The 21,705-nt window shown below is 31.3% G+C and carries 20 protein-coding genes; 12 read left to right on the top strand and 8 right to left on the bottom strand.

Annotated elements, in window-relative coordinates; all coding sequences use genetic code 11:
* Positions 1 to 783: 783 nt before the first annotated feature.
* From BUC06_RS17795 to BUC06_RS24180, 5 genes are all read right to left on the bottom strand, one after another.
* Positions 784 to 1,185 carry a cytochrome C gene (locus BUC06_RS17795; RefSeq protein ID WP_073335347.1) on the bottom strand — a complete coding sequence of 134 codons (402 nt, stop codon included), beginning with the start codon at positions 1,183 to 1,185 and terminating at the stop codon, positions 784 to 786.
* Positions 1,186 to 1,196: 11 nt separating this feature from the next.
* Entirely contained in the window at positions 1,197 to 1,457 is a 261-nt protein-coding gene (locus BUC06_RS17790) for a hypothetical protein (RefSeq protein ID WP_065722167.1), read from the bottom strand.
* Entirely contained in the window at positions 1,457 to 2,446 is a 990-nt protein-coding gene (locus BUC06_RS17785) for a cytochrome c (protein ID WP_065722166.1), read from the bottom strand. Before BUC06_RS17785 ends, BUC06_RS17790 begins: the two co-directional genes overlap by 1 nt.
* Before the next feature lie 2 nt (positions 2,447 to 2,448).
* The gene (locus BUC06_RS17780; RefSeq protein WP_065722165.1) at positions 2,449 to 4,176 is read right to left on the bottom strand and encodes a cbb3-type cytochrome c oxidase subunit I; all 1,728 of its coding nucleotides are present in this window, start codon (positions 4,174 to 4,176) and stop codon (positions 2,449 to 2,451) included.
* A 150-nt stretch (positions 4,177 to 4,326) separates the two neighbouring features.
* On the bottom strand, positions 4,327 to 5,058 hold the full coding sequence (locus tag BUC06_RS24180) for a cupin domain-containing protein (protein ID WP_083206757.1): 732 nt from the start codon (positions 5,056 to 5,058) through the stop codon (positions 4,327 to 4,329).
* A gap of 1,432 nt (positions 5,059 to 6,490) precedes the next feature.
* Between BUC06_RS24180 and BUC06_RS17765 the strand changes: the two genes are divergently transcribed.
* From BUC06_RS17765 to BUC06_RS17750, 4 genes are all read left to right on the top strand, one after another.
* Complete coding sequence (locus BUC06_RS17765; protein ID WP_073335345.1) at positions 6,491 to 7,675, top strand: NUMOD4 domain-containing protein; 1,185 nt, start codon at positions 6,491 to 6,493, stop codon at positions 7,673 to 7,675.
* Between the two features lie 197 nt (positions 7,676 to 7,872).
* Positions 7,873 to 8,142: a hypothetical protein gene (locus tag BUC06_RS17760; RefSeq protein WP_073335344.1), complete on the top strand. Its 270-nt coding sequence runs from the start codon at positions 7,873 to 7,875 to the stop codon at positions 8,140 to 8,142.
* A complete protein-coding gene (locus BUC06_RS17755) occupies positions 8,126 to 8,476 on the top strand; it encodes a DUF7677 family protein (RefSeq protein WP_228423805.1) in 351 nt (116 codons plus the stop codon). Before BUC06_RS17760 ends, BUC06_RS17755 begins: the two co-directional genes overlap by 17 nt.
* 167 nt (positions 8,477 to 8,643) lie before the next feature.
* Positions 8,644 to 10,797 carry a KAP family P-loop NTPase fold protein gene (locus tag BUC06_RS17750; protein ID WP_073335343.1) on the top strand — a complete coding sequence of 718 codons (2,154 nt, stop codon included), beginning with the start codon at positions 8,644 to 8,646 and terminating at the stop codon, positions 10,795 to 10,797.
* A gap of 114 nt (positions 10,798 to 10,911) precedes the next feature.
* On the opposite strand, the gene BUC06_RS17745 is transcribed toward BUC06_RS17750, so the two are convergent.
* Positions 10,912 to 12,114: an IS256 family transposase gene (locus tag BUC06_RS17745; RefSeq protein WP_073335342.1), complete on the bottom strand. Its 1,203-nt coding sequence runs from the start codon at positions 12,112 to 12,114 to the stop codon at positions 10,912 to 10,914.
* Positions 12,115 to 12,747: 633 nt separating this feature from the next.
* Between BUC06_RS17745 and BUC06_RS17740 the strand changes: the two genes are divergently transcribed.
* The 3 genes from BUC06_RS17740 to BUC06_RS17730 all read left to right on the top strand — a co-directional run bounded on the left by BUC06_RS17740 (position 12,748) and on the right by BUC06_RS17730 (position 14,593).
* Positions 12,748 to 12,999: a cyclic nucleotide-binding domain-containing protein gene (locus BUC06_RS17740; protein ID WP_073335341.1), complete on the top strand. Its 252-nt coding sequence runs from the start codon at positions 12,748 to 12,750 to the stop codon at positions 12,997 to 12,999.
* A gap of 308 nt (positions 13,000 to 13,307) precedes the next feature.
* Complete coding sequence (locus tag BUC06_RS17735) at positions 13,308 to 13,643, top strand: hypothetical protein (RefSeq protein WP_073335340.1); 336 nt, start codon at positions 13,308 to 13,310, stop codon at positions 13,641 to 13,643.
* Positions 13,644 to 14,269: 626 nt separating this feature from the next.
* Complete coding sequence (locus BUC06_RS17730) at positions 14,270 to 14,593, top strand: cupin domain-containing protein (RefSeq protein WP_073335367.1); 324 nt, start codon at positions 14,270 to 14,272, stop codon at positions 14,591 to 14,593.
* A 574-nt stretch (positions 14,594 to 15,167) separates the two neighbouring features.
* Here the strand turns inward: BUC06_RS17730 and BUC06_RS17725 are convergent.
* The gene (locus BUC06_RS17725; protein ID WP_073335339.1) at positions 15,168 to 15,401 is read right to left on the bottom strand and encodes a hypothetical protein; all 234 of its coding nucleotides are present in this window, start codon (positions 15,399 to 15,401) and stop codon (positions 15,168 to 15,170) included.
* Positions 15,402 to 15,559: 158 nt separating this feature from the next.
* Positions 15,560 to 15,970, bottom strand: a complete 411-nt coding sequence (locus BUC06_RS17720) for a hypothetical protein (protein ID WP_073335338.1) — start codon at positions 15,968 to 15,970, stop codon at positions 15,560 to 15,562.
* Positions 15,971 to 16,703: 733 nt separating this feature from the next.
* Here BUC06_RS17720 and BUC06_RS17710 point away from each other — a divergent pair.
* From BUC06_RS17710 to BUC06_RS17690, 5 genes are all read left to right on the top strand, one after another.
* The gene (locus BUC06_RS17710) at positions 16,704 to 17,153 is read left to right on the top strand and encodes a hypothetical protein (RefSeq protein ID WP_073335336.1); all 450 of its coding nucleotides are present in this window, start codon (positions 16,704 to 16,706) and stop codon (positions 17,151 to 17,153) included.
* 198 nt (positions 17,154 to 17,351) lie between these two features.
* Positions 17,352 to 17,948, top strand: a complete 597-nt coding sequence (locus BUC06_RS17705; RefSeq protein WP_073335335.1) for a hypothetical protein — start codon at positions 17,352 to 17,354, stop codon at positions 17,946 to 17,948.
* 1,105 nt (positions 17,949 to 19,053) lie between these two features.
* Positions 19,054 to 19,866 carry a hypothetical protein gene (locus BUC06_RS17700; protein ID WP_073335334.1) on the top strand — a complete coding sequence of 271 codons (813 nt, stop codon included), beginning with the start codon at positions 19,054 to 19,056 and terminating at the stop codon, positions 19,864 to 19,866.
* The gene (locus BUC06_RS17695; protein ID WP_083564118.1) at positions 19,863 to 20,237 is read left to right on the top strand and encodes a hypothetical protein; all 375 of its coding nucleotides are present in this window, start codon (positions 19,863 to 19,865) and stop codon (positions 20,235 to 20,237) included. The genes BUC06_RS17700 and BUC06_RS17695 overlap by 4 nt, the downstream gene beginning before the upstream one ends.
* On the top strand, positions 20,227 to 21,705 hold the full coding sequence (locus BUC06_RS17690) for a relaxase/mobilization nuclease domain-containing protein (protein WP_073335333.1): 1,479 nt from the start codon (positions 20,227 to 20,229) through the stop codon (positions 21,703 to 21,705). Before BUC06_RS17695 ends, BUC06_RS17690 begins: the two co-directional genes overlap by 11 nt.

Genomic DNA, 21,705 nt, shown 5'->3' with positions numbered 1-21,705 from the left:
TACATCTATTTTACGGTACAAATATACAATTAAAATATAATAAAAGAGTTTATGGTCTTTTATTTATTTACTGACAGATGTCAGGTTTGTTAGCATCTGTATGATCAAGTTTTCCACCGCAAAACCTCGAAGCGCTATTTATAGATAAAAACTAATCCTCATAAAACGATTAATATGGTATTTGGCTTAAGTGGAAAGGAATCATTATAAAAGATATTGTTGATGGTGCAGATACATCCACTGTTAGATCAATGAATAAATTGATTGCAGTTTGCAATGTATAAACTGCAAAACTAAACACAAATTTTGTCAGAACGAAATGTAAAGAAAAAAAACACACGTACGTCATATTTAAAGATCTTATAAACAAGTTTTAAAAGGTCTTAAATTAACAATAATTACTTTATCAGATGAAAGTGCATCTTGTAACCGATTGTAAAAATCTTTAATCTTCGATCTAAATTGTCGAAATTCTTCTATTTTTTCCGGAGAAATTGTATTAATTTTCTGCTTTGCATTATAGTTATCTAAGCCATAAACATAATTGGAAACATCAGCAACTGTATTTTTACTTAATAAAATATTACCAATTTCAATTATAAATTCGGTCGTTTGCTTAAATAATTTATTTTTAGAAGTGAAAAAAGGAAGGTTATGGTTTAAAAGAAATATCGGAGTTTTTAAAGGAAAATAACTACTATAGAATTTACATCAGATACCGTAATTATCTTATAGTAGTTTTACATTTTACCGTATAAAATTTGGGATTTAAATATGTATTTTCTAAAGACTAAAATTTTCAAATATATAAAAGGCAGACCATGCCATAAAAACCAAAACTATAATCCAAATCCAAACTGGTATTGTACGCGGATTTTCGCTGCCTTTGATTATAAAACTCTGTCTTTTTCCTGTGTCATAAGAATTAATCATTAAAGGTAATACACCACTCACCACTTCTTTATTAACTAACCCCTCAAGTTCAATAAGAGGTCCATTACGTACGATAAAATGTATAATTTTTATACCTTCTTTTCCTCCTATTTTACTGATAATCTTTAAAACATGTTCACCATCAGTAAGTTTTTTAGTATCCATATTGAAGACTATAGGAGTTTGAAGCTCTGCGATAGGAAGCGGTTCTTCATCAATGTATAAAAAGACGTGTGCGTTATGTTTTTCCATAGTGTAAGAGATTAAAAATGGAGTACAGAATTTTTAATATGGTTTGTATCTTTTTCTCCCGGCTTTATTAAGAATTTAACGGAGTGAAAAAGTGTTACAAGGGTAATAAATACTATAATAAGTACAATCAGCCAATCCCATTCTGACTCAGGACCAGTTCCATGCGTGAGGTCTTTAGTAATTTCAGGCTGCTGCAATTTGCAAGCATCACAGGCTTTGTATAGCATGTGAAAAAGCGCAAATAAAAGGGTTAAAATTTTCTTGTTAGTCATTATTTAATTTTAGCCATTATAAGTTTTACTTCTTCTACTGTTACCTTTTTACCCGGATTTCCCCAGCTTGTTCTCTCGTGGTTGATTAAAGCAGCAACATCTTCAGCTGTGAAACCCGCATTGGTTCCTACTGCCGGCATTGTCGCAAACTCAGGACGAGCATCATAACCTTTCATTATTATTGTTATATAGAGTTCAAGATTTTCTCCTAATACAACAGGACTGTTCTTTAAAGGTGGAAAAGCTCCAGGTAATCCTTCCCCGTTAGTCTGATGACAACTCACACAGTTTGTCGTAAACAATGCTTCCCCGTCCGGAAGATTATTATCACCAGAAGCTTCTAAAGTTTTTTTCTTAATCTTATATAGAAAATCTCCTGAAGGCTTTCCTGTTGGCAGACCTGTTTGTTTTAAGCTTAAGAGATAAGCAATCAAAGCTCTGCCATCTTTGGAAGGAACAATTTTACCTTCAATCCCCTTTCTGAATTCGATTGGAACACTAACTTCGATATCGCCCGGATCTAGACTTTCTTTGTTGAGGAATAACCACTTATATGATGGCATGATTGATTCTGGAACGACTGACCTTGGGTTATAGAGATGGGAATAATGCCATTCTTTACTTGGCTGCCTCGTTCCTATATTAATTAAATCAGGACCAGTTCGTTCTGTTCCCATCAACGTCGCTGTATTCTGAAAAAGATTAAGACGACGATTCCGGGCGTAATCAACTGCCAAACTTGGTCTATCTCCAAAAACTTCGTCCATATCAACATTTCTAACTTGTTGTGTATGACATCCTACGCAACCCTCTTGAATATAAATTGCTTTCCCTCTACTTTCTTCTTCGGTAAGTGCTCTGCTCCCCGGTAATGGTTGATACGTTTTTTGATTGTTAAGCGCAGGAAGAATACATATGATTAATGTTAAAAAAAGGAAGAATACTAATGCGGAAGAGAAAAGCTTCTTATGACTATTAAAAAACTCCATAATTAGTTATTTGTTTTGTTAACAATCTCCAAAATTTCAGATGGTGATCGCGGTAAAATAATTTTTACTGTAGGCTTAATCATTCTGTAAAAGTTGTAAGCGAAAATAATATGTGAAATCCACATCATTGTTCCGCCTATCGCTCGCCATACCCAGTATGGAGCCATTTTAACAACACCCTCTATAAATGGTTTTTTCTCTATCCAAAGCATTCCTTTTTCTGTAGCACCAATCATCAGTGAGACAGAGTAAACTAATACCCCAATCAATGCCAGCCAAAAATGTAGCCCTACCATAATATTAGGAGGTTCAAGAGATGTTAATCTTGGAACGAGGGTATACATGAAAGCCCACAGCATAAAAGTGACAATACCATACATGGTTATATGCGAATGGGCGACTGTAAAGTCTGTAAAATGCCACAAAAGATTGGTTTCTCGAAATGCCTCTGCCGTTCCCTGCATAGAACCTGTAAAGTAGAAAATAATAGAAACAACATAAAATGGAAGTACATAACTCAGCTTCAGGCGATGCCATGAACCTTTAATGGTCATTACAAAATTTACAGTTCCTGCAGTGACTGGAATGACCATACCAACACTGGCAACAATCGCAATTGTTTGCATCCACCAGGGTATTGCGCTAAAGATAAAGTGGTGAGTTCCAATGAGCGTATAAAATAAAATTTGAGTCCAGAATGCCAATATACCTAAACTGTACGAGTATACTGGACTGTTGAGCTCTTGGGGGAGGAAATAATACATTAATCCAAGATTAAAAAACATAAACCACATTCCCACTCCTTGATGCATATAATAACCCTGAGTTATTGTCTCTCCTAACCCATCCTGCCAGAATGGCAAATAAGCAATTAGTAAAATCACAATAACATACATCATTGCCGAAACAATGTACCAGTTTGAAACGTAGATTTCATCGGTCTTACGTGACGCTACAGTATTAAAATGGTTAAAAATGGATAAAAAAACTCCAATAGCAAATAGCGACATAACAGGCCATATATATTCTCTGTATTCTCCACCACTATTATTAATTCCAGACATCAGACATATACTACCTGAGAGAACTGCTACATTCATCAGAATTAATGAGAAATATCCATATTTTAAGTTGTAAATTATAGTATTGCCCACACGAGGAACAACATAATATGATAATCCAACCATGGCCATTGATGCCCAGCCCCAAAAAACAATATTCGTATGCACTGGTCTTAATCTTCCAAAACTCAACCAACTTATTTGATCAGAATCTGGAGCGACAAATTTAATTCCTAGATATTCTCCGACAGAAGTTCCCACCAAGAGCCAAAATACACTACTCCCGAGAAACCAAAGTATAAGCTTCTTTTCTTCTTCTGGAACTTTTATATTCTTATCCTGTTTTCTTTTTGTTTGAAAAAACCGAAGGTCATGAACTTCCTTGGCTTCATCAATTAATCCTCGCGGATCACTGATTTCGCTGACTTGAGCAATTTCATTACCTGATAATTGAAACTCAAGCTCTTTTTTTCTCTTCTGTAATAATGCTATTTCATCGGCATTTAGCCTGCTGATATTCTCATTAATTTGTCTTAACTCATTTTTTTTCAATCGAGTATATACCATTTTATTTACCTTCACCAAAATCAGAATGAGTACAAAAATGATCGGTAGTAGGAGAAGTAGAATGGTAATTTGAACACCTGGTTCTTTAAAAAGTTCAATCATTTATATTTTGGTTTGGTTTATATTTTAAGGCATATCTAAAATCGATCAAATGTATTTTATAACAAATAATAGATTTCTTTAAATATCTGTCCTTACATCAAAAAAGTGACAATTTTATTAGCGTAATTTTTTACTTTTTCATTCACTATACTACTTCCTGCTCATTGAAAGTGTTAGTAAAAAAAAACTATCTGTTAATGCTTTTACACTGTGGGGAATGTTTTCATGCAAAGCAATCATCTGCCCCTTGTCCAATATAGTATTTTGAAGTTCTGTAGAGAACTCTATCTGCCCTTCTAAAACCTGAACACTAATAATACCAGCTGCTGTGTGCGGTTTTAATTCTGCATTTTGGTGTAGTCCAATGATTAAAATTCGCATCGTGTCAGATTTGAAGACCGTCATCGAGTTTCGATCATTTTCTGCCCATGTTTTTTCAGCTTTAATTTGTTTGAGGAGATCATTTACATTTATCTCAACCATTGAAGCATTTAAAACACGTTCACCCTCGGGACGCTTTGAGGTACTGTCATTCCTTTTATTTTCAATCATATCATTGCTAGGATTTGCGGATAATTTTTCGATAATTTTTGAAGTTGCGTCATCTGACGAAATTCCATAACCATTTACTATAATTCCTTTGACATTAAACTTCGAGGATGATATTGCATAGAGTATAGACTGGTAATCCGGATCGGAAGTACCTTCAAACCTGTAAACCTTATCTATCTTAAAATCTACAGGAGAAAGCATTATATTTTCATTGTGACAAATTTCACAATTGTCTTGACGATTAAAATCGTGCGTATAGCCCACTTTTGCAAGCTCGTTGATCGTTTGGGACAAGGTTCCAAAACTCTCATCTAAATCATTATTATTCATATGAGATAATTTATTGCTATTAATTGATTCAAATATTTAGTGGTCAATGAATAAGGATACGCCTTACGGGAAATTATGAAAAGAAGAAAGATGTGACCAGACCAATTATGTCAAAGGTAGTCATTTTAAACTAAGATGCACCAATATAAACTTTTATATTTTTAGAAGTTCTAATGTCTCTGAGTATTAAATATATAGTCAAACTGATAATTGGTAAAAAAAACATCATACAAATAAAAAATAATGCTCATAAAAAAATATGAAACTACGTAGGAGATAACAATGGCAACATCGAAGATCCAGATATTTTTATTGATGAAAAGAAAGCTGGAGCTACTGTGGGAACAGCATTCCAAACACAAAATATAAGCGGAGAATCTGATTTTTTTATTGCGAAATTTGATCCTGAAGAGAGAAATCAAGTTTAGGGAACTTATTATGTAACTTCAAGCGATGACCAGCCTGTCTTCGGGCTTTTTCTAATATCGATATGAAAAATGGTAAATTACTCGTCACCAATGCCCAAAATGGTTATACAATTTTTCAAAATCTGGAGCGTTTGCATCCACACCAAATAATCAAGGATTTTACGATCTTGTATTTTCTATGTTTAATGCCAGCATAGGAAGTTGTATTTTACTTCTTACTATGGCGGAATCCAGTCTGATCCAAATTTTTATTATACCGGTGGGAGTAGTAATAACTAACGGACAAGCCGAATTTCTTGCCAAGTTTTCATTAAAAACATTAGGAACAAATGAAGCATCTCTGACAAATGATATGCAATTGTTTGATAATCCAAATATCAATGCAGTTATATTATCAAATAACCAAAAATAATCTCAAAAAACAATATATTAGCTCAGCAATTTCAAAGAAAATTATAATGTGGACTCACGAAGAATTGAAAAAATTTTATTAGGTGCGCTAATAATGACAGTAATAATATTTTTAATGGAAATTAACTTTTATGATGATACTAATTACACGACAAGTAAATTACACGAAATATTGTTCTGGTCATTTATAAGAGGTCTCGTACTCTCTGGAAGTGTTAATATAGCAAACCATTATTTTTCAAAATTAAAAGATAAATAATGCTGTATTTGTGATCTCAAAAAACGATACATTAGCTCAGGAATAGTAAATAAACTTATAATATGGACTCACGAAGAATAGAAAAAATTTTATTAGGTGCGCTTATAATAACGGTAATTATATTTCTAATGGAAATTAACTTCTATGATGATACTAATTACACGGCAAGTAAATTAAACGAAATATTGTTCTGGTCAATTATAAGAGGTCTAGTAATCTCTGGAAGTGTTAATATAGCAAACCATTATTTTTCGAAATTAAAAGATAAATAATACTGCATTTGCAATCTCAAAAAACGATAAAATAATAGATGAGTGTTTTGTAATTTTATTTTATGAAACTGCCACATGAACTAGAGAATGAATATGTAAAAGATGTTCTCTATAACCATTCCTTAGAAAACCTTCCTGATGAACAATGGAAGCCGATTGAGGGTTTTGAGAATTATGAAATATCCAATTATGGAAGAGTAAAGAGCCTGAGTCGTCTTTCTCATATAACATTAGGAGTAGAACATTGGGTTTCCGAAAAAATCCGAAAGTTGCGTTTTACCAAACAGTATAATAACTATCTTAAAGCCGATGTTTATAATGTGTCCTGTGGATTATCTTTGGAAGGACGTAAGTATACAAGGGCTGTAGGTCGTTTGGTATATTACCATTTTGTTGAAAAATTTGATATAGATGATCGCTCTATTGTTATTTCGTATAAGGATAATAACGTATTTCATAAACATAGCAGTAATTTAGAGAAAATTTCAGCCAGCGAGAGACGTTTGAAAGTCTTTCGTCAAAATAGAGCTAGAAACGTACACGTTGACTATCTGCGCCCTGTCAGTCAGTATACCGCCGAAGGAGAATTTATTGCTAATTTTGAAAGTATATATGCAGTGGAAGAAAAATTAGGTATTGCTTGCGAAAGTATTATGGACGTTATAAATAAAACCATCTTAACGTCAGGAACATTTCGATGGTTTTTGCGAGATAATCCTCCGAAAAAAGAAGATTTTCACATGGTCAAAACAGCAGATATCTTAAATAGTTTACTTAATAAGTATCTTTGGGAGAAGTTGGGTAAACCTATAATCGACAAAGATAATCCTCCCTCATGTTTTAATTTATCAGTTATGGATCTTCCCGGAGAGTCCTGGGTTCCAGTCCCCATTCCGAGATTTGAATCTCGATTTGTCTTATCTAATAAAGGTAGGGTAAAACGGTTAAGTGGTTGGATTTCAAGAGGACGTATTATGTTTTTACAGGAAAAAATATTATCCCAAAAACTGATTATTAATAGTGAAAAAACATATTCTCTATCATGTACATTAAGTAATGAAGGAAAATATGTTCGGGTTGTGATAAGTAAATTGCTTTATTGTTGTTTTGTAGAAAAGTTTGATTTATCAGACAGAAATTTGATGGTGGTCAATGACAGTGATCCTTTATGGGAGATTGATATTTCAAAACTATCACTGCATCCGGCCAATTATGTACTGAAGGAAAAATATAAAATTGAGGATTAAAATCTTCATTAATCATTGAATTCTAAATTTCATTTTTATAGTGTAGTAAACTCTTGAAGTGGAAAAGTCTCAAAAAACGATCAAAATTAAATTTTATATTAGTAGTATAAATAACTTTGCAAATATCATATAGTTTGGATTGACGAAATGTGTAAATTTTGAAGTTGGTGGCAATTTAAACAAAGCTCGTCATAGAAATGAAAAACAGATATTTTAAAAAATTTTGGAACGAAACAACTGGAGATGAAGTAACTGATTCTTGGGGAAACTCGACATATTATTATGAAACAGACAAAAATCTTAATGTGCTTAAACAAGTTCAAATTTTTGAAAATAAAAAGATTTTAAAGTATGACGAACACAATTTTGAAGACCAATATGGATTCTTAACAGACCAGCCTTTAGAAATTGAAGATTTCGATGATAGCGAAATATCCGTAATTGATTTTTATGAAATTTGGAAATAATAAATTTGGTATGGAATTATCGAACGATTTTAAAAGTGCATTAAGACATTTTGTATATTATTACACAAATGGAACTTTACCATATGTAATAAACGACGTTGAATTACTAAAAGATATAAATTACAGAGAGGATTTAAAAGATGAAGCGAGTTTAGCCGAACAAGCATTTGCAATTTTTGCCAATAACATAAAGATGGATGAATCTGGAAAAGTTTTAAATCTTACTCACTCAATGAAAAGAGCCTCTCAATGGATTCGGTTTGTTTGTAGGGAAGAAAATGACACATATCAAGTTGAACCAGAATTTGAAGATTGGGAAGTAGAACTACATTAAAACAACTTCCATTAAAGGATTTTGCAATAGTAGAGGGGGAACAGCAAAGTTCAACAGTAGTTCTTCGATTGCCCCACCATCGCAAATCTCTGGAACGTCCTAGATCGAATTAAATCTCAAAAAACGATAAAATATGATATTATTTTGCTAATTAACCAATTCAACAAATGCATACAGATTTACCATTAAAAGAAAGTTCAACAGATAAATTGGGAAGGCATCCTTTCGCATATGAGATTGCATCTGGTTTAGTTAATTCATTTAAAGAAAATAACGAAAGTATTGTACTTGGAATTAATGGAACCTGGGGCTCTGGTAAGTCAACATTATTAAATTTTATAATAAACGAAGTTGAACAACTCTCTAAAAATAATAATCAGGAGATTATTGTTTTAAGATTTAATCCATGGATGTTCTCTGGGCAAAAAGAATTACAAACAGTGTTTTTAAGAGAATTAATTTTAAAACTTAAAAACAACTCAGAGAAACTAAAAAATGCTTCTAAAAAAATAGCTGAATTTTTGGAATACTTGAATTGGGTTAATTATGTTCATTCAGGGGCAGGCGAAGCTCTAAGCACACTGAAAAGTATTTTTAAAAAGGCTGGAAAGGAAAAAGAACTTGTTGAATTAAAAAAAGAAATTGATGACATCCTAATTGACTCAAAAGTAAAATTATATATAACTGTTGATGATATTGATAGATTAACACCTTCAGAAATAACTGAAATTTTTCAATTGATTAAATTGAATGGAAATTTTGCAAATACGATTTTCATTTTGGCTTATGATCAGATTGTTGTAGAGACTGCATTGGAAAAGCAATTTGGCGAAAATGGGAAAAAATATCTCGAGAAGATTGTTCAAGTTGATTACACTTTACCACCTATTTCTAGAGAAGATATAGCAAGATTATTTATAGATAACTTGAACCAACTTTTTAATGTCGATGAAATAACAAATGATATTAAAGATTTAAATGATTCTATAAAAGATGAACCATTTATTGATTTTTTTTCTTCGTTAAGAGATATTTATAGATTTAATAATAGCATAAAACTTCGGTTACCATCAATATATAATGAATTAAACATTTTAGATTTTTTATTAATTGAATCCCTAAGGATTTTTGACCAAAAGGTTTATAATTTTGTAATAGTTAATAAGGAAAGTTTAGTTCACAGAAGCAATAATAGCATCAATAATTTTAGCTTTCGTTCTAATCACGAAGGACAATCGACAGAGGCATTTATTGAGAATCTAAAATTTAATGATTTAATTATAAGAATATTAAAAAGATTATTTATTGTTGACATATCTTTTAGTTTTGATGCAATTACACCTGAAGACTTAATCAGAGGTAAAAGGGTTGCGAATGAAAGTTATTTTGATAGATACTTTAACCTTCAATTATCAAATTTTGATATTCAAGAAAATGTATTTGATAAATTCATAAATGAAAACAATCCAGAAGAAAATGAAGCTATTTTAAAAAAGGTTCAGGAAAAAAGACAACTATTTCAATTTTTAAATTGGGTTAAGATTAAAAGTGTAGGTTCTAATAAGTATAAACAACAGAAAATCATTGAATCAATTTTACTTTATTCGAAAAATATATCATATAAAAAAGGTACGTTTTGGGGTAGTGGCTCTGAGTTAATGTCGCTATTACATTATGTTTCTGATCTGCTTTACAGTATTGATGATATCGAAGAAAGGAGAAATCTTGTATTTACTCAAGTAGAAAGTGACATATATTTTTCGTCATTCTTTCTTTTTGATAGAATAGTTTATGCTTATGAACTATTAGAAAAGGATAAATTGTTTTCAAATAATGAATGGTATTATCTATTTAAAAACGACAAAGAAAATGATAAAGAGTATATTAATAAAATAATTAAAAAAAGAAACTCCATAGCAAAAGAACTTTTTGCTAAGACACTAATAAATAGTGAATTTTTAACCGAAGATGAAATAGGACCAATTCTAGAAATTGTCCATAGAAACTACAAAGAGTATTACGAAGGAAATTTTCCTAATCTAATTAGAACAGATAATGGATTAGTTAAATACTTATGGTTATCTATAAAACGAAGCTGGATGAAATCTGGAAGTAAAGTTGGTTATTCTCTCTCTGAGTATCAATTCTACCCGGGTTTGGAAAAGGAGGTTGTAAAAAATAGACTGAATGATTTCGATTTGATCGGTTTTGATGAAAATCAGAAAAAAATAATAGCTTTATTTGAAAAAGCTTATAATGATGGATTCAAAGAGAAAAAATATTATGATATTGAAACGCTAGAGGATATAGGAATCTGGTAAAAATTGCTCATAACATAGATTTACTGTGGGCGTTTAAGTGGCTACTTATGTCTCAAAAAACGATCCATGACACTATCCCGTAAAGTGTGTAAGTAGAAAAGTTAGGCTTGGATTTTATAATCTGAGCCTTTTTTCAAAAATAAGCATAAATTGGTTTAAAACCAATCCCCAATTATGGATAGGCATTGTCCATTTTTTGGTAGCTTCTTTTAGAGCAAGATACACCGACTTTAAAACAGCATCATCCGTAGGGAAAGACATTTTATTTTTAGTGTATTTTCGGATTTTTCCATTCAGGTTTTCAATTAAATTGGTGGTGTAAATGATTTTTCGGATTTCGATTGGGAAATCAAAAAATACGGTGAGTTCGTCCCAATTGTTTCTCCAAGATTGAATGGCGTACAAATATTTACTTTCCCATTTGGTTGCAAAATCTTCCAGGGCTGCTTTGGCGGCTTCTTTTGTAGGCGCAGTATAAATGTGTTTCATATCGGCAGAAAACGCTTTTCTGTCCTTCCAAACCACGTATTTACAAGCATTTCTTATCTGGTGGACTACGCAGATTTGGGTTTGGGATTCAGGGAAAACGGAGCGGATGGTCTGGGTAAATCCATTTAAATTATCGGTAGCGGTAATCAAAATATCTTCAACACCACGAGCTTTTAAATCGGTTAAAACACTCATCCAAAAGCTGGAACTTTCGTTCTTTCCAAGCCACATTCCCAAAACTTCTTTTCTTCCTTCACGGTTCAAGCCTACGGCTAAATAAATGGTTTTGTTAATGACTTTGGAGTTCTCTCGAACCTTGAAAACAATTCCGTCCATCCAAACAATCAGATACAATTCGTCTAAAGGTCGATTTTGCCACGCAACGACTTCACTGGCAACAGCATTAGTTATTCGAGAAATTGTTGACGTAGAAACCTCAAAATCATACATCTCCCTAATCTGTTCTTCAATATCCGAAACGCTCATTCCTTTAGCATAAAACGAGATAATGATATTCTCCAAACCATCGATGATATTGTGTCTTTTGGGAACTAAAGCAGGTTCAAAACTCCCTTCTCTATCACGGGGAACTTTAATTTCGGATTCGCCAAATGATGATTTTATCTTCTTAGTTCCGTGTCCGTTTCGGTAGTTTCCATTGGTGGTTTTTTCGTGTTTTTCATTGTCAAGATGGCTGTCTAATTCAGCATCCAGCATATGTTCTACTGCTTTTTTGTGCAGTTCTTTGAAGAACGAGGTTAAATCTTCTCCGTTTTTGAAGGATTTGTAGAAATCCTTGTTGTTTAATAAATCTTCTTTACTGGTCATAACTGTATAATGTTTAAAAATAGTAAAAAGTTATTTCCGAAAAATTTTTTGAGCTTTGAGGGCTCAAAATTTTTCAGAATAACTTTTCTACTTACACAGTTAGTAGGACACTACCCGATCCATTAAATTTTTTAGCATATGTTCGTTTAATTCTCTAAAATAAATTATATCATTTATTACTATTTTCATATTATTTATTGTTTAATTTTTTTTGCTCATTCAACATATTGTAGATTATATACTGATCATTGATATTCGGTGTAAAGTCGGTTTTATGCTAATTTACAAAACTATCATAAAAACTTTCAAATTAAATAATTCACATTATGATTTGAATCATATAACTACTTAATGTAATTATGTATTTTTATGAAATACTTGTTGTTAACGATCTAACATTTCGTCTCCGATCTAACTAAGGAGCAATAGCAATTTTATAATTGGAGTCTTCTCGTACATACAAAAGAAATAGACAACACACCTGATCTTCATGACTCACTTGATAAATTCTCTTTAGATTGTTGCCATCACCATTCGGTAACATACAGCACGCTACGATCACCGTACTAATCTGATGATCTAATTACAGATTATATATCAATTTCAGCTACACCAACCATAAAATATTATATTATGTCTATAAAAGAAGAAATTCTGCACTCCATGGGAGCGACAGAAGAAAATTATAATCCCGGAGATTATATCTTCCGTGAAAACGGGAGCCCGCAGTTCTACTATCAGGTAGTAACAGGCGATGTAAAACTAAACAATTACAGCACTGACGGTAAAGAATTCATTCAAAATATACTAACTTCTAAAGATGCAGTTGGTGAATCAATGCTTTTTAAAACTCCTGTAACACTCAATAATCTCAGAAAACGATAAATACTTATTTGCAATTTTAGAATGTATTTTGCTGAATATTGTTTTATTTGATAAACTTATAATATCAGAGTCTCAGCACCGATAATGTTATAATCGGTTCTGTTCATCAGATTTTTAATTGATTTTGAAGACATACAATGGTTTTAAAATTTATATAATCAATATTGTACCTACAATGGAAGCGTTGATTATAAAACTACAGAAGGAGATCGAATAACTTTAGAAAATTTATTAGAAAATTACGGTAATCAAAGCTAATCCATTGATATACATATCAAATCCAGATAGCAGACCACATTTTATATATTATGATACAACATCTTTTAGAAGAAAGTAAATTACTTTTTGTTTTTCTCGTTTTATTTTCTTGTAAAGAGAAGAAAAAAGAAAATATTATGGAATATTCTTATCCGAGTATAATAATCAATAATACCCTTAAAAAAGAGATTTCATCTTACAAAGAGGATTTAAGGAGAATGCAGGCAGAAGAATCAAATAACATATGCCTTTTTTTTTCAAAAAGAAATGACAGCATCTTTATCGAGATAGGAGATTATAAACCGAATTTAAGAGTGCTACATATGAAAGGTGTTGAAATGATAAAAAAAGATACAGTATATTTATTTGTTATGATGAGCATATGAATATTAACAACTTTTATAATAATAAATCCGCTGAAAGAGTAAAAATTATACATACACTAAAACCAAGTTTTGACCATTATGATCCCCATTTTCGATGTCTTTATAGCGATAAAAAAAATATCAATATACTCTCTTACAATAATAAATGTAAGTAATTTAATATTTACATGCCTCAAAAAGTAATGTGAAAGTAGAATATGCAATACGGGGACTGGATAAACCTTTAGGAGTTGCTACCTACCAACTATAGCAACTGGTAAAGAAAATATCGATAAATTAAACTAAGATTACAGCGCAGACCAGTAAATATCTCGTCCATAAACCATCAAAGACCAATTTTAGAATAATATAAGAATCTCAAAACAATTTTCTAAGTATAATTAATTTATTAAGGCCCTATGCTGAATATTTGGAGTATTTATTCAGACGTAGCACTAAAATCAATCAGAAAGTCTCAAAAAACGATTATTCAATCAATCCAGACGAGGGATACACTTCGTTATTATTATAGTGGCTATAGTTTTGCTTTATGATCAAATTGAATATGTAGTGCTATCTGAAGTTTTACGCTTTTTTTAAGTGAAACTTCCCTGCTTTTTCTTATTTTAATAGCAAAATAAATGTTTATGACAGATACAGCTTCCTTCTATGAGGATTTACGTTATGAGGACGGAAAAAAACCAGCAGTTAAAACAATGATTAAAAATGATTTTGCAAAAGAAATCAGAATTCTGTTTCGTGATACACAAGAAATGAAGGCACATACTGCTCCATTTCCAATTATCGTTCATGTCATGGAAGGTTTAATTGACTTTGGGGTTGATGGTAAACGGCATCTGTTGAAGAAAGGCATGATAATCCAATTGCCGGCCCATGTTCCGCACGATCTTATTGCACTGCAAGAGAGTATGGTAAGATTGAGCTTATTATTGCAAAAAAGTTCAGACTAACCAAACTGGCAATCTGACTCTTATTTTGATATTTAACTGAATTTAAATTTATTTGCAACTGTCTGATGTTAAACTTGTTCAATAAGATAAAATAGTCTCAAAAAGCGATAATTCGGCAAAAGATGGACAAAGGAAAAAAAGAGGCTACAGTTCCCCACTAAGATTCTATTGGGATGAACTCTATAAAAATCAAAAAAAGCTTACTCTGGAATTTTCGGATGATATTATTTTCTCATTAACCGATGTATATGATAATCTAGTGGATATTACCAGGACTACAATTGCTGTGCGGTGCCTTATTGAGCATGTTACACCAGAACAGCACACAGGAACAAGGGCACCTTCAACTACTGATATTGATGAACTTACTCAACTTACTTAAAAAACGACTGGGTTAGGGAAGAACTCAAAGAGCATGGTAGTTTACTTTGAAGCGTACTTTTGAATTTGAAAAAAACATAAAGTAAAGGTTGACTATGATAAATATGATTATGATGAATTTCCTCCAGTAGGCTTTCTATTGGGGACGTAAAGTCGAAATTACTAATAAGATTAAAAAAAGAGACTGTCTTTTTTAAGACAATCTCTTTTCCGTTACTTTTATGATATGGTGTAATTTTAAAAATAATTTAATCTTTTTCAAATTATTTAAAATAAGACCCGCAATAGATATTAATTCCATTATTAATCCAGATAAAAGAATAATATCTGCATTTAAATTTCCATTTATTTTTATAAATGAGCCATTTATAATGGCAACAGCCCCTGTTATAAAAATTACAATAAATATTTTATTTTTCTTATTCATGATATGAATTTTAATATTTAACAAGTAGCACAATGAAGACTTATTGCAGCAGCTACAGGAAGAGGATTTGTTGCTTGAGCTACACAACCAATGAAACCATCACAAAATTCTCCCCACTCTCTTTTAAAGCAAGAGTTAAAACCTTCCCCTTTAGGATGCTATGCACACGGTCTAGCGAGTGCGGAGCCTTCAAAGTAACCATTTTTATCTTCTAAAACATTAATTACAAAGTCTTTTCCATTCTGATAAACTTCCATTGTTACACCAGGCATTCTTGAACCAGTTAATTTATAACGATTATTTTCTGTAGGCACTACTTCAGCAGAAGTACCATCTGGAAAAGTCATTGTATAGCCGCCATCTCCGTGAAATTTAATATCTGAATTGTATCTCTGCTTAACTGCGTTGGCTAAATCGGCATCCGCATCTGACTGAGATGATTTGTTAAAATTTGATATATCCGAATTTTTATTAAATTTCTCTGATGATGGATAATCAATTTCATGATCATTACAAGAAAATACACATTGACTAACTAATAGTAAGAATAAAAATTTTAGTGTTTTCATTTTTTTGATTTTAATATTTTGTTATTAACTTCGATAAAATTTAATTTTTATTTTAACAAATCTCTAAATTTTCTAAACTTAATAATACTAAAAAAATCTAAATGATTTTATTTTTAAAATTAAACTGTGGCTAACATTTATAAAATCCTACCCGCAAAATCTCTTGAGAAAGCTGGAGGTTTTTTATTGAGAAATTTTAATGTGATCATTCGATCGAGTCCGACTTTTGTGAGATAATTTACTCGCACAACAATAATTCCAAACATTTTGTCCGACACTTTTAAGCGATCTAAAGCAAAATTTTATCACTAAAGGAAAAGTAGCCGGAAACTTAAATATTTTAAAGAGAAATTACTGTTGGAATGCATCACAATTTTGTTTAAATCATGTGATATTTTGCAAGCTATTCTTCCTGGTACTTCTCAGATTTCAAAAGCAATATCTCCACCAATTTTTGATCACGATAATAGTATTAGTTTGATAAAAATTATTGATTCAATCTTTTATGGTAAAAACTGCGATAGAAAGGAAATGATAGAAGATCTAGCAATACCTGAGGACTTGAATAATAATTTTAATCAGACTTATATTTAGTCTCAAAAAACGATGAAAAAATTATCATGTTAAATATGTTCATATTTTTTTTCGATTAATTGTTTTGGGCAGAACAAAAACATACACCTTGGAAGGCTGAAAACCGAATAGAGTAAGCAATAAAATAAATTTTAATAAAATGAAAAAAATAATTCTCTTATTCGTCATAACCTTGACGATAGTTGCTGTAAAAGCACAAACAGCACAAAAGTATAACAGTCTTTACGAACGGACAGAGTTTTTTGACTCACGAGGTAATATGATAGGTTATGCAAAAGAAAATACTCTATACAACAGAATTGAGTATTTTGACGCTAATGGAAATATGATTAAGTATGAAAAGCAAAATGACCTTTATAACAGAAAGGAAACATACGACCAAAATGGAAACCAACAAGGTTATGAAAAGCAAAATAACCTTTACAACAGGACTGACAAATACAACTCAAACGGTGATCAAACTGGTTCTAAAAAATGGAATGATTTGTATAAGCGCTATGACGTATTTGATGCAAGAGGAAGTAAAATAGGACACTATAAGTATAACGACCTATACAAAAAATGGGAATATACAGAAAGTTCTTATTAATAAAATATTTCGTCCAATTAAAGCATAAATAATACTATGAGTAATATGAAATTGCTTCAAATTCGAGATCTCAAAAAACGATAATTTTTAAAATAGTTTTTGATTGATGAACTACTAAAAGTTTAGTAAGGAAACAGTTGCTATCTTTAAATTTATATTTGAAGCTTTATTTGAGTAATTTTAATTAAAATATTTTTTATGAAAGATGATCAACAGTTTGATTTGAAAGATTTTATTTTGTCTACAATAAGAGTGTATGTTAATTACATTGGCACTGAAAAAGACACAGCAGAAAGTTATTTTTCAATTTTTAAATCAATTCAGGATTATAAAGTAAAAATACTAAAGCAAGATCTTAGAAATTTTCTTTCAGAAATTCAAAACGTTTTGCAATTAGAAAATGATAATGTTTACAGAAAAAATGCCGGGGAATTCTTATTAGCCATTATAAAATTAAGAAGTACAACTGAATTCATAGTTAGACGTTGGAATGATTATTATTTAGAAATAATAAATAATAAGGAAAATCCTTTTGAAAATAATGAGACGGAAAATTTAAAAAATTCATTCATGTTTTACTTGTATTTTGATAAAAGCAACGATGAGTTTGCTGACGTTCAACCATTGGTGTGTGGTAGAGAATTATTGGTTGGAGATATTTTAAATTTCAGTGATAGTGAAATATTGGAGAATTTAGAATTTATATATAAAACTCATTTGTTTAAGATTGTCAAAAGAGAGTATTCAGTTGAATTTCGAGAAATGGGTTTACATTTGGTCCCCTATAGTGAATAAAATAAGGACATTATATTCTAACTTTTATGCAAAACCGTTTGCAAACAACTTTTTTGAAGTTAATTAATAGTTTATCTCCACAGCGTCAAAGAATTAAGAAATGATTAGTTTGTAAATGTGCTTGTTAGACAAAAAATAATGGATAAAGAGTGATCAGGTACAACCTTCGTTATTAACTTTATAGTATAAACTTGTGTAAAATATATACAACCAACTGCGTAATATAATGCCACGTGCTGTCGGAGCAATCAAACAGCACAACATTTAATGTGGGTATAATTGAGACAGGTGAAAGAAAAAGCTGTGTATAATAAGTACAAGTTGCTGCTTGCCATAATTTAAGACTATATTAAACCTTTGGGATAAGCACATGTTATAATCTAATGAAATAGCTAAAGCTGTATACAATGAATATAGGTAGTTGTAAAAAAAATGTAAGGTCATATTTCAAGCGCTGTTAAAATTCCACGAGATCAAATCTGAATAAAATAGATACACATGTAAGACAAACCTGCGTACAATACGCCTAGGAGGTATTAATCATTTATACAATAATACTTTGTTAAAGCTAGTAATACCGGACAAATTGCAAAAGAAACCTGCGTAAAATTAATACAGCTATTTGGATAAATTAGGCCGTGGAGAAATTCTTTATAAATTATATTGCGCAACCTCAATTAATTGCACACACTGATGAAAAAAAGGTTTCCTTATTTTGGGAAGATGTACCATCACTACTTATCATTAAGAACATCCCTCCGGACAAATTGCAATAATCAATGATATAATTTACCTTTTCAGAAATCTGAAAAACAAACTCTTTTTAAATGCAAGATGTGTCTTTGTACGTACAAACTTTTCAAGTTGTATTACAAAGACGATCTTGCCTTTTTTTGCAAAAAGGGGGTAAAAAAACTGCGGAACTTGTTTTTATTTTTGTCAAAATTTTGAATAAGACTCTAGATTCAGCCTAATCATTCCTTTTTAATCTACAACTTTTCCATCCTAATCCACGCTGTTCGTTTTTTAACCAAACGTGTTGACTATTATTGTTTTATAGGTTTTTATCGCTCAATTTTGTCTCAGAAATTTTAATAAAATACCAATGAGCAAATTCATTTATTTCTTGTTACTATTAATAGCTATTTCAATCGAGGGACAGGTCGGTATCAATACTCAATCTCCTGAGTCTACTTTTGAGGTTGTTGGAAAACCAAACGATATCGATCATTATGACGGTATTATTCCCCCAAGAATCACTGGTGATCAACTTGCGAATAAAACTTATTCAGTATTGCAAAAAGGTGCCATTGTTTATGTGACTCAACCTGCGTCAAATCTTTTGGGGCAAGTCATTCATATTGTAGAAGAAGGTTACTACTTTTTCAATGGCCAGTATTGGAATCAGATTTTTAAGGAGCCTAATTATTACGATGCGCTCATCATATTGGACGAAACACTATCTGCTAATACTATTTCTGAACAAACGTCGTGGAACACATATATTCCTTTTCCTACAAATCCTCGCCAGCATACATTATCAACTAAAATATATAGATTAGGAACATCTGGTCTTGGAATAACCGGGCAAATTGATGCGAGGCGAATTGGAACAATTGGCTATTTAGATGTTAGTATAATTTGTTCAACGCCCATCACTTCAAATTACGCCCTACTTAATCTTTCAAAACCATTACGGGATTTAGGTTTTATGTCGGATGGCAGTGTGGGCTCATTGAACAATATTTTAGTAAGTGGAAACTCAAATGGAATTAGTTTAGGTATAGAGCAGGGTATTATTTCGTTAACGAACGTTGATTTCAATCTTCTTCTATGGAAAAATCAAATCGAAAAATTCAACGGTACCATAAAGGGCATGACCACTTTTCCAATTAATTATCTGAATGTAATTGAATGATGGATATGAAGGATTTTGAGAAGAAAAATTCCATTAAAATAAGGATATCCAATATCCAAAAAGAAAACTGGAAAAAAATCTGTTTAAAAAAGCAAATTTCTTTAACTAGTTTAATCATCGACTCCGTAGAGAATAGGATTTTAGATGACGAGAGAAGAAAAGTATTAGCGTTCATTGAAAAACAAGATAACATCTTTGGAAAGATTGAAAACAACATCAATCAGGTTGCGAAAATTGCGAACGGTCAAAAATTTATCAGCGAAAAGGAACTCACTAGTTTTTCAATTCACATAAATGAAGTAGCAAATTTGAAAAAGAAGCAGATTGAAATTTTCATCAAAATCTTTTCACTAATCGCAAATGATAGTTAAGATTTTAGGTTCCGCAAGCTCAAGTTTTCACGGGGTACAGTACAACGATAAAAAGGTAGAAAAAGGGATTGGAGAATTAATGATGATGAAAAATTTCCCATCGTTCATTAATGAAAACAGCAAGCAGCAGGAAGTTCGAGATTACTTTAAATCAATTTCTATAAGTGAAAAAATAAAGAAACCACAATTTCACGCTGTGATTTCTACTAAGTTTCAGGAACACAGCAAAGATGAATTGACAAAAGTTGCGGAAGATTTTATGCAGGAAATGGGTTACGGAAACCAGCCCTTTATTGTGGTTTTTCATAATGATACAGATAATAATCACGTGCATATGGTTTCAACAAGAGTTGACAAAAACACAGGAAAAAAGATTAATGATAGCTATGAAAAGCTTAAAGCGCAACAATCTTTAAGCAAAACTTTAGAGAAATTATATGGAATAAAATCGGGAGATGAACTTGAAAAATTGCTGAATTACAAAATCAGTTCGATTCATCAATTGGAAACTTTGCTCGAAAGAAACGGTTTTAAGTTGATAAAAGATAAGCAAAATGAAAACGCATTTGATATTCTGAAAAATGGAGTAAAACAGAAAACCATTGACGGAAATCAGCTCGTTTTCAATAACAATAAAAATGACAATAGGTCGAAACAAATCAAAGCTATTGTTAGCAAATACAGGGAAATTTATTCCAACAAGGTTTTCAAAGTGGAAGATAGAAGACGACAGCAATCAATGCTGCCGGATGAAAAACAAAAAGATGATTGGAAACCAAAAATAGAATTTGAAAGTGAGCTTCAGAAAAAGCTGAAAGATGTTTTCGGAATTGATATGGTCTTTCATCATAAAGAAGAAAACAAACCTTTTGGTTATACCATAATCGACCACAAAACAGGCAACGTTTATAAAGGAAGTGAGATTTTGAAAATGAATGATTTGTTTGAATTCACCTTCGAAAAATTAGATAAAAAGCTTTTTGAAATCTTGAAAGATTACAACATTCCGAATGAGGAATCAAAAATAATTTTGCTAAAATTTTTAAATAATAAATATCCGGAAACAGAAATCAAAGATTTTATGCTGTTTGAAAACAGAGGAAAAAAAGATTTGGATACCTACCGGAAAGTTCAGCTAGAAGTCAAGGATTTTATTAAAAATAATACCCGAAATAATGATAAGAATATTTCATTAACCAAAGGCGAAGATGGAAAAATTTATGCGGTTCATACACGATTCCATTACATCGGGGACCTTCAATCATTAATCGGCGAAAAGGAATTTCAAAATTTTGTGAATCCAGCAAACGCAAACAAAATGCAGACAGAAAACCGCGCTGAAAATAAGAACAAAACTGAGTTTAGTAAAGCCGTAAATGAAATGCTGTTTGAATTGATGAAGAGTTCAGGAACTTCTAAAGTTCCTGCGGAAGACGAACTTAAAAAACGAAGAAAAAAGAAAAGATAA

This window comes from Chryseobacterium carnipullorum (genome assembly GCF_900142785.1).
In the GTDB taxonomy this organism is placed as follows: domain Bacteria; phylum Bacteroidota; class Bacteroidia; order Flavobacteriales; family Weeksellaceae; genus Chryseobacterium; species Chryseobacterium carnipullorum.
This window is presented reverse-complemented; position numbering and strand designations above follow the sequence as displayed.